We start from the raw sequence: 13,125 nt of genomic DNA, 5'->3' as shown, positions 1-13,125 counted from the left end.
CAGCCCCAGTTTTTTCCTATTCGACTTCGGTCGTACAAAATGACAGCACCGCTGGTCATTTCTTCGGCTTAATCGCTCAAACGAACCGCATTCCGCTGTTTTTGTCGTTGAAATTAAAGCCCTAATGCCCTATTATTGCGGCCGTTTTGGAGAGGTGTCCGAGTGGCTGAAGGAGCACGCCTGGAAAGTGTGTATACGGCAACGTATCGAGGGTTCGAATCCCTCTCTCTCCGCCAGATACAAAAGAACCGCCCTTGTGGCGGTTTTTTTGTGTCTGATGGAGTGAGCGGATTTGATGAGAAGCCTCAGGGTTCGACAAAACGGCAGGAGCCGTTTTGCACAGCGCAGCGCGCTGCCCGCAGGGCGAGGGCCATGGATGGCCCGAGTGAATCCCTCTCTCTCCGCCAGATACAAAAGAACCGCCCTTGTGGCGGTTCTTTTGTATCTGCTGCCTGCTTTTTCTTTGTTGTAAAGCAATCTAGCCAGCCAGAACTTGCGTACTCTTTAACATCGGGGCTATTTGCGGTTAAGATGGCTTTGATGTTTTTTTCACCAAGGAGTTGTAGTCATGTTAGGTAAAATCTTAGGTTGTTCTTTGGTTCTCAGCGGTCTCATGCTGGCAGCGCCCGCGCACGCCAACGAAGCGGCTGAAAAACTCGCGAAGCAAAATGCGTGTACAGCGTGTCATGGCATCGACAATAAAATTGTCGGTCCGGCCTATAAAGATGTTGCAGCAAAATACGCAGATGACCCTGAAGGTCTCGCAAAAGTAAAAGATAGCATTAAAAACGGTGGTAAAGGCAAATGGGGACAGATCCCAATGCCCGCGCAGCCACAGTTAAGCGATGAGCAGGTCACTCTGTTGGCAGAATGGATTCTTGGTTTAAAGTAAGTCAGCTAAACTAAGCCGTAAGTCATCGAATGGATAGTGACATCTGTCGAATAAATTAACACCTTAAGCGTCGCCTCGTTATAGTGAAGCAACTTAGCTCACTTGGAGGCGACCATGAAATCCTCATTATTTTCCTTTGCACTAGCAACAAGTCTTACCCTGATGACCGGTGCCGCCGCAGCAGCGGATCGCATTACCGGCCATCATTTTGCTACCCGCTCTGAAGCGATGGCACCCAATGCTATGGCAGCGACCAGCCAGCCACTGGCTACCCAGGTAGCGCTGGATATTATGCAGCAAGGTGGTAACGCCATTGACGCCGCGATTGCCGCGAATGCCGTTCTGGGCCTGGTTGAACCCACCGGCAATGGCATTGGTGGCGATCTCTTCGCCATTGTCTGGGATGCAGAAAGCCAACAACTTTACGGTCTGAATGCTTCTGGCCGCTCACCTCAAAGCCTGTCTCTGGAGTACTTTACCGAGAACGGTTTCGATAAGATTCCGGCGCGCGGAGTATTGCCAATTTCAGTCCCCGGCACTGTCGACGGCTGGTTTGAGCTACACGATAAGTTTGGCCAGTTGCCTATGGAAAAAGTGCTGGCACCTGCCATTGAATACGCACGGCAGGGATTTCCAGTCACTGAAGTTATCGCCTACTACTTCGAACGCAATGCGGCAGTGATTGGCGATCAGCCAGGCTTCGCTGAAGTTTTCCTGAAAGATGGACAGCCGCCGCAAAAAGGTGAACGTTTCAAAAACCCTGACCTTGCCAATACCCTTGAAAAAATTGCCGAACAGGGACGCGACGTGTTTTACCAAGGTGATATTGCCAAAACCATCAGTGATTTTGTCGCCGAACATGGTGGTTTTCTCAGTTACGATGACTTAGCGCAACATGAGTCAAGCTGGGTCGAGCCGGTCTCTACCAATTACCGTGGTTATGACCTTTGGGAGTTACCGCCGAATACACAGGGCATTGCCGCACAACAAATTCTGAATATGTTGGAGAACTACGATCTCGCAGCAATGGGATTCGACAGCCCGGAATATATCCATCATTTCGTTGAAGCTAAGAAATTAGCCTTCGCCGATCGTGCTAAATACTATGCTGACCCAGAGTTCAGTGACGTGCCGGTCGAAGGATTGCTGGATAAGGAGTACGCCAAACAACGTGCGCAACTCATCCACCCCAACCGTCCTGCCGCCGCAGTGGAGCCGGGTAACCCGCCAACAGAAGGCGATACCATCTACCTGACCACAGCTGATCAGCAAGGCAACATGGTGTCGCTGATCCAAAGTAATTACCGTGGTATGGGCTCGGGCGTGACTCCTACAGGACTCGGCTTTGTCCTGCAAAACCGTGGCGAGTTGTTTGCTCTGGAGGACGGTCATGCCAATGTATTTGAACCGGGCAAGCGCCCCTTCCACACCATTATTCCTGCCTTTGTGACGAAAGATGATAAACCCATCATGAGTTATGGCGTCATGGGCGGTGCTACGCAACCACAGATGCATGCACAGATCCTGATCAACATCATCGACTTCGGTATGAACCTGCAAGAAGCCGGTGACGCGCCGCGCATCTTACACACTGGCTCAAGCCAGCCGACCGGTGAAGAGATGACCGATGGTGGGGTGATCAGCCTGGAAAATGGTTTTTCTGCTCATACGCGCCGTGAACTGATTAAAATGGGTCATACCCTGCAAGAAGCCGTGGGTCCTTTTGGAGGTTATCAGGCGATCTGGAAAAACCACGAAGAAGATGTCTATTATGGAGCTTCTGAAAGTCGCAAAGACGGCCACGCTGCTGGTTTCTAACCAGCAGCCACGTCAGGACAGTTATTGTGCGTTGGATCATTCTACTCGTTATCGGTGTTACCGCGTTAGTTGCGCTCAGCTCGTGCAGCTCACCGGGGATCTATGCAGATCGCAACCACTACATCGAGACTAAGGATACCAATGCCATTGATTTCTTTATGATGCGTTGGTTCGGTGCGGACGACTGGGCCGATCAACAGGCAGAAATCGCCGCAAATCCCGACTTGGTGCCGATGACTGAGATTTCCTTCGCCCGCATTCTGACGCCCTCAGCACAGCCCCAACTCACCTGGTTGGGGCACGCAAGTTTCCTGCTGCAATACAAAAATCTCAATGTTTTAACGGATCCTATTCTCAGCGAACGTGCCTCGCCAGTGAGCTTTGCTGGTCCTGAACGTTTAACCCCTGCACCTTTAACTGCTGCTGAGCTCCCCCCTATTGATTACGTCGTCATCAGTCACAATCATTATGACCATCTCGACGAAGAAACCATTTTGGCCCTGGGCGATGACGTGGTTTACCTGGTGCCCCTGGGCCTGACCGAATGGTTCGTTGCGCATGGTATCGAGGCCTCACGGGTGCGGGAGTTCGACTGGTGGCAGCAGGCCAGCATAGGTCCATTGGAAATTACTTCCACGCCAAGCCAACACTGGTCGGCGCGTAGCCTTTGGGATAAAAACGACACGCTCTGGACCACCTGGCATATTGCAATTGCCGACTGGCAGGTCTGGTTTGCCGGAGACACCGGTTATAACGCCCATCAATTCAAAGAAATCGGCGAACGCTTTCCTGCTATTGACCTGGGACTCATTCCAATCGGAGCCTATCAACCGCGTTGGTTTATGAAGCCACAGCATGTCAATCCAGCAGAGGCATTACAAATGCATCTTGATATTGGCGCCCGGCATTCCTATGCCATGCATTGGGGCACCTATCAATTAGCTGCGGAAGGCCTTGCTGAGACCCATCAGGATTTTACCGATGCACTGGCGTCAGCTGAGCTTGAGAATCCTGGATTTACGCGCATAAAAATTGGTGAAACCCTGGTGATGGATAAAAAACCAGCAAATTAATGTAAAGCTCGCTTGACTTATAGAATGCTTTAGACAACTATATGTCAAACACACTTTACTTATAGGTCACTTATGTCTCGTCAATCAACACTTAAACATCTCACCACTCGACTCGCAGTCTGGACTGCTGCCTGGGTACTATCAACCGCTGTTGTGAGCTTCGGCTCCACCCTGCTCTGGCCTGAACAGGAACTTCTTAAAGTAGGGGTTCTGCTGCTTAATTTAGCGTTGGGTGTGGGCATGATCGAATCCAACCGCCGCTATATTCTTGCGCTGGATGAGTTACAGCAAAAGATTCACCTGCAAGCTGCGGCAATCAGTCTAGGTGCAGCAGTCATCGGAGGCATCGCCTACTCCCTTGCTGATATCACCAATGTCATTCCTGTTGACGCGGAAATTTCGTTTCTCATTATGCTGATAGGTATCACCTATCTGATCAGCTTACTGGTTGGCATGCGGAGCTACCGATGAAAAATCGTCTAAAGGTTTTACGCGCTGAGCGGAACTGGACTCAGGCCGACCTTGCCACCGCAGTGGACGTTTCCAGGCAAACGATTAACGCTATCGAGAAAGGTAAGTTCGACCCGAGCCTACCACTGGCGTTTAAATTCTCACGTTTGTTCGAACTTCCCATCGAAGCCATCTTTTTCGATGACGACGATAGTTAAATCAGGCTGCCATTCAGTCCGAGCCTAGGTTAAGCTAAGGTTTATTAGCTATTTTTTACCTGATGAGGGCTGTATGGATTTGGTCTTGACCGCACTGATAGCAAGTTTCCTCACTGGCGCACTGACTTCGGTCGGTGCGCTACCGGTTTTACTGGGTCGCAAACCGTCAGAGCGTTTCAACGATACCCTGCTGGGATTTGCTGCAGGGGTAATGTTGGCAGCTTCATTCTTCTCGCTGATTGTTCCCTCCATCGAAATTTCGACCCTTATGTATGGCGAAGGCCCAACCCCCGCTTTAATTGCCGTGTGTGGGATCTTGCTCGGTGCGGCGGCCATTGCTGCCTTGGACCGTTTATTACCGCACGAGCACTTCATTACCGGCCCTGAAGGTCTTGCCACCGATAAGATCGCCGGCGTCTGGCTATTTGTGTTTGCCATCGCTATTCATAACTTTCCCGAAGGACTCGCTGTCGGCGTGGCCTACGGCAGTGGCGATGTTGACGCGGCCTTCTCCCTGGCATTGGGCATTGGCTTGCAGAATATTCCTGAAGGGCTGGCGGTAGCAGTAGGACTGGTCGCAGTAGGTTACAGTCACCTGAAAAGTTTCGTGGTGGCCTCATTAACCGGTCTAATTGAGCCTATCGGTGGTGTCATTGGCGGTCTTTTTGTGAATATTTCGCAAGTTTTGCTGCCATGGGGGCTAGTTTTCGCTGCAGGTGCTATGCTGTTTGTTATCAGTCACGAAATCATTCCGGAAACGCATCGCCGCGGTCATCATCAACGTGCGACAGCTGGCCTGATGGTGGGTTTAGTGATCATGTTATTCCTTGACGTATGGTTAGCAGCATGAAAACAGTCGCATTTATTGGTTTTGGTGATATCGCCGAGCGTACCAGCATCGCCTTAAGCTTTGCCGGCTATACGCAACTGCGGGGGTTATGCCGACATCCTGAAGTAAAACGGAACCCCGCGCATGTCGAACTGATTGCAGGTGATGCCGCGAATGGCAGCGACCTGGCAAAATTAATCACGAGCGACACAGAGGTCGTCGTCATGACCCTCACCCCCGACCGTTCCAGTGACGACAGCTACTTCGACGGTTACGTCGTACCGGCGCGGTTGCTACAAAATCATCTGCAAAGTAATGGCCTGACGCCACGTATCATCTATATTTCCAGCACCGGCGTCTATGGCGAGCGCAATGGCGAGTGGATCGATGAGGAGACACCGGCGAGACCTAACGACCATCAAGGTGAAATGTTACTTCAAGCAGAACAAACCGTACAAAGTGCCAGTGAGAACGTAAGTATTTTGCGCTGCTCGGGAATTTACGGACCGAACCGTTCGCGGCTGGCTGAGTTGCTCATTTCTGGTAAAGCCGTCATTACCCCGGCATGGACCAATCGTATCCACGCGGACGATGTCGCCGGCTTTATTGCTTATTTAATCCAACACCCTGAGCAACAGCGGCCGCTGTTTCTGGTCAGTGATGATGAGCCCTTGCAGCAAGAGGATGCGTACGGACGACTCGCCAAGCGTTTAGGCGTAGATCTACGCGCCCTGTCGCGGGAGGATGAAATCGGACGCCGGGGAAGTAAGCGGATTAATAACCGCTCACTCCATGCGAGCGGTTACCAGTTACTGTTCCCAACTTACGCGCCCAAATAACTCAGGGAAGTTAACTGTTCTTGAAGTTCAGCATGCGCTGCAATGGTTTCATGGCTTTCTCAGCCAGCGCGGGGTCGACCTGTATTTCATGTGCCTTGCCGCCGTGCTCTAACGCCTCAGCAATCGCCACAAGGCCGTTCATGGCCATCCAGGGGCAATGGGCACAACTGCGACAAGTAGCACCGCTACCAGCTGTAGGCGCTTCGATAAAGTGCTTCTCAGGAGACAGTTGCTGCATTTTGTAAAATATGCCGCGGTCTGTGGCCACAATGAAAGTTTCATTGGGCATCTCCTGACTGGCTTTGATTAACTGAGAAGTCGAGCCTACCGCATCGGCCAATTCCACCACCGGCGCTGGCGACTCAGGATGCACCAGAATAGCGGCCTCAGGATAAACCTTCTTCAGATCTTCAAGGGCTTTGGTTTTAAACTCATCATGCACCACACAAGCACCTTGCCACATGATCATATCTGCGCCGGTCTGCTTCTGGATATAAGCGCCAAGATGCTTATCCGGGCCCCACAAGATGGTTTCCCCTTCCGCGTCTAAATGATCGACAATATCCAACGCAATGCTTGAGGTGACGACCCAGTCGGCACGCGCCTTAACTGCCGCTGAGGTATTGGCGTAGACGACCACGGTACGCTCAGGATGCGCGTCACAGAACGCTGAGAACTCTTCAATGGGGCAGCCAATGTCAAGGGAGCAGGTCGCTTCCAACGTTGGCATCAGAACGGTTTTGTTGGGTGTCAGTATCTTGGCGGTTTCGCCCATGAACTTCACGCCCGCCACGATCAGGGTGTCGGCAGTATGGTTGGCGCCAAATCGTGCCATTTCCAGCGAGTCAGAGACACAACCACCCGTTTCTTCAGCTAAGGCCTGAATCTCAGGATCCGTATAATAGTGTGCCACAAGCACAGCGTTCTTCTCTTGCAAGAGCTGCTTAATGCGCGCTTTATAAGCCGCTTGTTCCTGCTCGGTAAGCGGTTTCGGCTTGGCCGGGAACGCATAGTCAAGTTTGTCGATAACGCGGGCTTGGATTTCTTCAGTGATACTCATGCTACTACTTCACTACATGGGAAACGTTTGCATAGTATAAAGGAAAATTCAGTGCGGGTAAAAAATCGTGGTGGGTCGTGCAGGATTCGAACCTGCGACCAATTGATTAAAAGTCAACTGCTCTACCAACTGAGCTAACGACCCACGAAAGGATACTGATGTGCGACGAGAGAGTGGTGGGTCGTGCAGGATTCGAACCTGCGACCAATTGATTAAAAGTCAACTGCTCTACCAACTGAGCTAACGACCCAATCTCGTCTGTTGCTACTTATCAGCGGCAACGGCGGCATAGTTTACTTAAAATGCCGCACGTTGCAACTGCAAATTTCAGATAACCGGTGCGTTTGCTCAATTTGCGAACATTTACCGTGATTACTTACAAGGTTATTACAAATTCTCTAAGCGTTTTGCTGCTAAATCCGCCGGCGTACTGCCCGGGTAATCGGCAATGACCTTTTTAAAGTAGCTTTCAGCGAGTGCTTTTTCGCCCTGCTGCTGAGCAACAATACCCAACTTCAATAAGCTGTCAGCACGTTTGTTGCTGTCAGGGAAGCGCTCCGCCACAGTACTGAACTCTTGCTTAGCACCGCTATAGTCACCTTCGGCGTAAAGCAGTTGTCCTAACCAGTAGTGCGCATTAGGTACATAGGTTGAGTTCGGGAACTGCTCTATAAAACTGCGAAACTCGGGAATCGCTGCGTCGTAACGACGATCCTCCATCACCAGGCGGATCGCTTTGTCATAGGCATCGTTCTCGCTCAGATTACTCGAATAGGACGGTGAACCGTCTGCTCCTGAGCTTGCACTGGACGACGATGTGCCTACACTCGCAGAAGGCGCTGGTGTTGCAGTTAAGCGGCGATCGATCTCCTGATAAATCTCACGCTGCCGTTGCAAAATTTGTTCAAGCTGATAGGCATGCTCTTCAGTTCTGCCGCGCAGCTCTGCGACTTCATCTTGTAATGTCGACATTTGATCGAGCAGCGCCATTTGTGCAGCATTACGAGCATCCATCACTCGCTCGAGCTGCGCTAAGCGCTCCTCAACACTGCCACTACCTAACTTCGATACCGGAGCCTGCGCAAACAGGACTCCGGGAACAAGAAAGGCCACTACTAGAATTAGTTTTTGCATTGGCTTAACCTTAGTAAACTAGGACAGCACGGCGGTTTTTAGCGTAAGCAGCTTGAGTAGAAGCTTTGATCAGAGGCTTCTCTTCGCCGTAAGAAACTGTTTCCAGCTGGCTTGAGCTTACACCCAGATTTTGCAAGTACTGTGCAACGGCTTTCGCACGACGCTCACCCAAAGCAATGTTGTACTCAGGTGTACCGCGCTCATCCGCATGACCTTCGATGGTCACAGAAACATTTGGGTTCTGAACCAGAAATTCAGCATGATCAGCCAGCAGCTGACCGTACTCAGAACTTACCCGCGAATCATCAAATGCGAAGTAAATAATATTTTCGCGCTGCAGGGTTTCCATTTTCTCAGCACGAACTTCGGCTGGAGTTTTGGTCCGCTCTGCTGCATCAACTTCAACGCCAGAACCGCTTTGCTGACCCTGCTGTTGCTGATTGGTTTGCTGGCTTGCCGCATCATCTGCGCCCTGGCTAGAGCTACATGCTGCCAACGTCAGCATAGGTACAGCGATAAGAAGGCTTTTTAGTAACTGATTTGCGTTCATGTCCGCGATCCTTAGTTCAAATGTAATTTTAATTGTTAAGAGTAACTTTCACGTTTTGTATTAACGCAAAAACGGTGACCACGCGGGCGATTTCACCTCGCCTTCGCGCGCTGGAAGTCTTGCTTTAAAACGACCATCGACCGAAACCAACGCTAATACTTGCTGGTTATTATGTGTGGTGCTGTAAATCACCATGCTGCCATTCGGCGCTAAACTCGGTGACTCATCTAACGATGTCTGGGTGAGCACTTGCAACGCACCATTCGGATAATCCTGCTTAGCAATATGATAGTTGCCTTGCGTACGATTTACCATGACCACCTGCTGACCGTTTGGGGTCCAGGTACCGCCAAGGTTCTGCTCACCTTCGAATGTCAGGCGTCGCACCTGACCTGAATCTAAATTTACGCTATATAATTGCGGTCTGCCACCCCTTTCTGACGTGAAGATCAAGGATTTCCCATCTGGTGACCAGTTTGGTTCCGTATCAATCGCATGGTGTCGTGTTACCCGTTGCAACTCTTTACTGAAAATGTTCATCACATAGAGTTCAGGATTGCCATCTTTGGATAACACCATGGCCAGACTATTCCCATCGGGAGACCAGACCGGACTACTGTTTATGCCGGAGAAAGAGGTGATTTTTTCCCGCCGCGTAGTGTAGATATCCTGGGTGAAAATTTCCGGACGCTTATTTTCGAAGCTCACATAAGCAAGCTTGTTGCCATCGGGTGACCATGACGGTGACATCAATGGCTCGGGGCTGCGCAACAACACCTTCTCGTCATAACCGTCGTAGTCGGCGACGACCAGCTGATAAGGTTTTTCGTCGTTATAATTCACCGTGACGTAGGCGATTCGGGTCATAAAAGCACCGCGTTCACCGGTCATGGTTTCGTAAAAGACATCCGAGATTCGGTGCGCATATTGACGAAACTGTTCGCCATTAATAACGCTGCGTCGGGCATCCAGAATGTGATCTTGCGCGGTGACCAGCTCACCGTCGCGCAACATACGCGTACCACTGGTGATTTGTCCTCTGAGGATATCAATAATCTGGAAAGAGACCGTGTAGCGATCGACCGCATAAGGTTCAATGGTGCCCACCAGCACAGCTTCTACACCCAGACTCGCCCAGCTGGGATAATCAATCTCGCCCTCGCTGCTGGGAAACTGTGGCATGGCGTTGCGCGGGATCGGATTGAATTTACCACTGCGCATCAAGTCTGCGGCAATAACCTCGGTCAGCCCCTCCGGTGCGGGGCCGTCACCTAACCAACGAAAAGGTACAACCGCTATCGGTCGGGCACTGTTGACGCCATCGGTGATAACAATTTCCAACGAGGCATTAGCAGGCCGTTGCAGAACGGTCATTAACGCAACAGCGGTGATCAAGAGTAAAACAATTTTTTTCATCATAGTGTTATCACAATTACTTCACTGGTTAATTGAATTCGGGCTGTACCGTCAAAGAGATAGTTTCCATCTCTTTAAAGATCTCAGGGTCGTCCGATACTGGCAAGGTCCCTGCTTTAAATACCGCATTCTGGGTCGCCTGGCAAACCGCAGTGTCACCACTCAACGTGTCGACCGAGATAACGAAACCGCTGGACGCGACGCGGATCCGAACTTTACATTCTTTACCGCGCATCGACGGGTCCGTGATCAAATTACGTTGAATCGTGTTCTTAATGAGCGTGTTATATTTGCTAACTTCGCTTTGGATCTGTCGCGTCCGTGCCGCGGCACGGCGTTCACGTTCTGCTGCCAACTCTTCCTGCAGCTGACGTTCCCGCTCAGCGCGCTCGCGAGCTTCCTGTTCCTTACGTTTGCGCTCTTCTTCCAGCCGTCGGGCTTCTTCTTCACGCTTCTTTCGTTCCGCCTCAGCTTTACGGGCCGCCTCTTCTTCACGCTTACGCCGCTCAGCAGCGGCCTCAGCAGCTTGTTCCGCTTCCTGCTTTTTCTGCTGCGCTGCAGCTTGCTCACGGGCCAGGCGTTCACGCTCGGCACGTTGCTGTTCGGCCAGTTCGCGCTGGCGTTGCTGCTCGGCCTCGCGTTGCTTTTTGGCCGCTTCCGCGCGGCGCTCCAGCTCGGCAATCTCTTCCTCGCGCTTGGCTTCCTGTGCCTTAATCTCAGCAATCTGCTCGTTAATCTTTGCCTTGTCGACCGTCGCTGCACTGACGATCTCTTCTTCCGGCACGGCTTCGTCCTCTAAAGGCGCGGTCAGATGCGCTTCCATCGCTTCCGGAACGCTTGGCGAAAACTTAAAACCGGCGAACAAAATCACCACAATTCCCAGATGCAATGCAATTGAGAGCAGTAGCGGCACCGTTAGTTCAGTCGGCCATGTAAATTTCCCGATCTTCACATGTGCCTCTCTAATTATCCGTGTCTTCGGTCATCAGACCAACAGAATCAACACCGAGCTGTTGCAACAGCACCATCAGCCGCACAACCTGGTTGTAGGATACGCCGCCATCGCCGTTGACCATGATTCTGGTCTCAGGATCCAGTTGCAATTGTGCCTGTATACGCGCCGCCAGAGTCTCAATATCCAAAGGATCATTGGGATCGTTATAATCCGCCAGCGAGCTCACATAATACTGGCCATCACGATCGACTGAGACAATAATCGGCGGCTTGCTTTCCGCATCCAGCGGCTGCGCGTTAGCATTGGGCAAATCAACCTTAACCCCCTGCGTAATCAAAGGCGCAGTCACCATAAAAATAATCAGCAGCACCAGCATCACGTCAATGTAGGGTACCACATTGATCTCGGAAACGGGCTTACGCCGTTTGCGATTCGCCGTCATCATCATCATGACGCGGCACCTGCGGCCTTCGGTTGGGCACTACCCTGGCGCTGCAAAATGGCCAACAGCTCATCCATAAAGTTCAGGTACTGGTTATCAACCTTCTCGACCCGATGGGCAAAGCGGTTGTAGGCAATGACGGCAGGAATTGCGGCAAACAGACCCATAGCGGTAGCAATCAGTGCTTCAGCGATACCCGGCGCGACCATGGCCAAGGTCGCCTGCTGCACTGCACCCAGACCAATAAAGGCATTCATGATGCCCCAGACGGTACCGAACAGGCCCACATAAGGACTGATGGAACCAATGGTCGCTAATAAACTTAAATTACTTTCTAACCTGTCCACTTCACGGGAGTGCACCACTCGCATAGCGCGGTAGGAGGCTTCAAGAACCTGCGGCTGACTCAATGAGGGGTTGCTGCGTAAGCGCGCAAACTCTTTAAAACCAGCGTAAAACAGCTTCTCCATACCACTGGCGTTTTGCGCGCGGGCGCCGATTTCCTGATACAAGCGCGCCAAATCCACGCCCGACCAAAACCGATCTTCGAAGGCTGTCGCCTGCTGACTGGCGGTCTGGATCACCTTGCGACGCTGGAAAATCATCATCCAGCCGGCCACGGAAAACGCAAGCAGCAATAACATCACCAACTGCACGACAAAACTAGCTTCCAAAATTAACGCAGTAATTGACATCTCAGCTTGCACGCTTAAGTACCTCTATGATTTCTGTTGGCATAGGTACGGCGCGAACCGCAGTACCTGCTTCCCCTAAATGAACGCAAGCCGCTTTAATTCTGGCTTGGCATAAAACCGTGCCGCTTTGATCCAGCACCTGTTGTGTAAATTCTACGGACGCCCGCTTCAACCGTTCGACCACAACGGTGACGTCCAGTTCCTGATTGAACTTCGCTGGTCGCAGTAACTCCATCTCGACCTTACGGACAACAAAGCCAAGCTTGAGCTCAAGCCAGGTATCTTGTTCAATCCCCAGTGAGCGTAACCACTCGGTGCGGGCCCGCTCAAGAAATTTGAGATAATTTGCATAATATACGATACCGCCAGCATCCGTGTCCTCGTAATAGACGCGGATCGGCCAGGAAAACCTATTCATCTCACTCATCATGACTACTTTTTCTGTTTTGGGTTCATGCTGCAAGTTAAACCAGCTAAATTTAATGTAAAAAATCAATCCGGTTAAAAAATAGCCAGACTTTTATTTATTTGTAAAATTTGACCATAAATTCATTACATGCTGATTTAAATGGACTTTAATGGTCTTACCAATTCAATGGTGGTTTATTTTTGTTCACTGGTTACATACTGCTATTAGAAAAACTTATCTGAACTACAATTTTTCTCGGTTGAACAGAGGTCGGTCCTCCGTATAATGCGCTGCATACCAGATACGAAGAGACCGGTTGTCGCTTCTTCCTGTTATTGTTCCCTG

General features: G+C 51.0%; 15 protein-coding genes and 3 tRNA genes. 8 read left to right on the top strand and 10 right to left on the bottom strand.

The annotated features are described in order from the left end of the window. The first annotated feature begins 148 nt into the window (after positions 1–148). The 8 genes from J6J28_RS02825 to J6J28_RS02790 all read left to right on the top strand — a co-directional run bounded on the left by J6J28_RS02825 (position 149) and on the right by J6J28_RS02790 (position 6,119). Positions 149–236, top strand: a tRNA-Ser gene (locus J6J28_RS02825). Between the two features lie 332 nt (positions 237–568). Beyond that, on the top strand, positions 569–892 hold the full coding sequence (locus J6J28_RS02820; protein WP_301719806.1) for a c-type cytochrome: 324 nt from the start codon (positions 569–571) through the stop codon (positions 890–892). A 102-nt stretch (positions 893–994) separates the two neighbouring features. Beyond that, positions 995–2,710 carry a gamma-glutamyltransferase gene (ggt, locus tag J6J28_RS02815; protein ID WP_418055160.1) on the top strand — a complete coding sequence of 572 codons (1,716 nt, stop codon included), beginning with the start codon at positions 995–997 and terminating at the stop codon, positions 2,708–2,710. Between the two features lie 26 nt (positions 2,711–2,736). Then, positions 2,737–3,783: an MBL fold metallo-hydrolase gene (locus J6J28_RS02810; protein WP_301719805.1), complete on the top strand. Its 1,047-nt coding sequence runs from the start codon at positions 2,737–2,739 to the stop codon at positions 3,781–3,783. A 72-nt stretch (positions 3,784–3,855) separates the two neighbouring features. Continuing rightward, positions 3,856–4,254: a hypothetical protein gene (locus J6J28_RS02805; protein ID WP_301719804.1), complete on the top strand. Its 399-nt coding sequence runs from the start codon at positions 3,856–3,858 to the stop codon at positions 4,252–4,254. Further along, a complete protein-coding gene (locus J6J28_RS02800) occupies positions 4,251–4,451 on the top strand; it encodes a helix-turn-helix transcriptional regulator (protein ID WP_301719803.1) in 201 nt (66 codons plus the stop codon). The genes J6J28_RS02805 and J6J28_RS02800 overlap by 4 nt, the downstream gene beginning before the upstream one ends. A gap of 73 nt (positions 4,452–4,524) precedes the next feature. Next, entirely contained in the window at positions 4,525–5,301 is a 777-nt protein-coding gene (locus tag J6J28_RS02795; protein ID WP_301719802.1) for a ZIP family metal transporter, read from the top strand. Next, positions 5,298–6,119: an NAD(P)H-binding protein gene (locus J6J28_RS02790; protein ID WP_301719801.1), complete on the top strand. Its 822-nt coding sequence runs from the start codon at positions 5,298–5,300 to the stop codon at positions 6,117–6,119. The genes J6J28_RS02795 and J6J28_RS02790 overlap by 4 nt, the downstream gene beginning before the upstream one ends. A 10-nt stretch (positions 6,120–6,129) precedes the next feature. Here J6J28_RS02790 and nadA read toward each other — a convergent pair whose 3' ends face one another. The 10 genes from nadA to ybgC all read right to left on the bottom strand — a co-directional run bounded on the left by nadA (position 6,130) and on the right by ybgC (position 12,798). Beyond that, entirely contained in the window at positions 6,130–7,179 is a 1,050-nt protein-coding gene (gene nadA, locus J6J28_RS02785) for a quinolinate synthase NadA (RefSeq protein ID WP_301719800.1), read from the bottom strand. Positions 7,180–7,247: 68 nt separating this feature from the next. Beyond that, positions 7,248–7,323, bottom strand: a tRNA-Lys gene (locus J6J28_RS02780). 30 nt (positions 7,324–7,353) lie between these two features. Continuing rightward, positions 7,354–7,429: transfer RNA gene (locus tag J6J28_RS02775), tRNA-Lys, on the bottom strand. A gap of 137 nt (positions 7,430–7,566) precedes the next feature. Then, a complete protein-coding gene (gene ybgF / locus J6J28_RS02770) occupies positions 7,567–8,313 on the bottom strand; it encodes a tol-pal system protein YbgF (protein WP_301719799.1) in 747 nt (248 codons plus the stop codon). A gap of 10 nt (positions 8,314–8,323) precedes the next feature. Then, positions 8,324–8,863, bottom strand: coding sequence for a peptidoglycan-associated lipoprotein Pal (gene pal / locus J6J28_RS02765; protein ID WP_301719798.1), 540 nt, complete (start codon positions 8,861–8,863; stop codon positions 8,324–8,326). A gap of 60 nt (positions 8,864–8,923) precedes the next feature. Then, positions 8,924–10,237, bottom strand: a complete 1,314-nt coding sequence (tolB, locus tag J6J28_RS02760; protein ID WP_301720786.1) for a Tol-Pal system beta propeller repeat protein TolB — start codon at positions 10,235–10,237, stop codon at positions 8,924–8,926. Positions 10,238–10,307: 70 nt separating this feature from the next. Next, positions 10,308–11,231: a cell envelope integrity protein TolA gene (gene tolA / locus J6J28_RS02755; RefSeq protein WP_301719797.1), complete on the bottom strand. Its 924-nt coding sequence runs from the start codon at positions 11,229–11,231 to the stop codon at positions 10,308–10,310. A gap of 10 nt (positions 11,232–11,241) precedes the next feature. Beyond that, entirely contained in the window at positions 11,242–11,679 is a 438-nt protein-coding gene (gene tolR / locus J6J28_RS02750) for a protein TolR (protein WP_301720785.1), read from the bottom strand. 2 nt (positions 11,680–11,681) lie between these two features. Beyond that, a complete protein-coding gene (tolQ, locus tag J6J28_RS02745) occupies positions 11,682–12,383 on the bottom strand; it encodes a protein TolQ (RefSeq protein ID WP_301719796.1) in 702 nt (233 codons plus the stop codon). Next, complete coding sequence (ybgC, locus tag J6J28_RS02740; protein WP_301720784.1) at positions 12,373–12,798, bottom strand: tol-pal system-associated acyl-CoA thioesterase; 426 nt, start codon at positions 12,796–12,798, stop codon at positions 12,373–12,375. Before ybgC ends, tolQ begins: the two co-directional genes overlap by 11 nt. Positions 12,799–13,125: the final 327 nt, after the last annotated feature.

The sequence above is a fragment of the Pseudidiomarina terrestris genome (assembly GCF_030466375.1).
Lineage (GTDB): Bacteria > Pseudomonadota > Gammaproteobacteria > Enterobacterales > Alteromonadaceae > Pseudidiomarina > Pseudidiomarina terrestris.
This window is presented reverse-complemented; position numbering and strand designations above follow the sequence as displayed.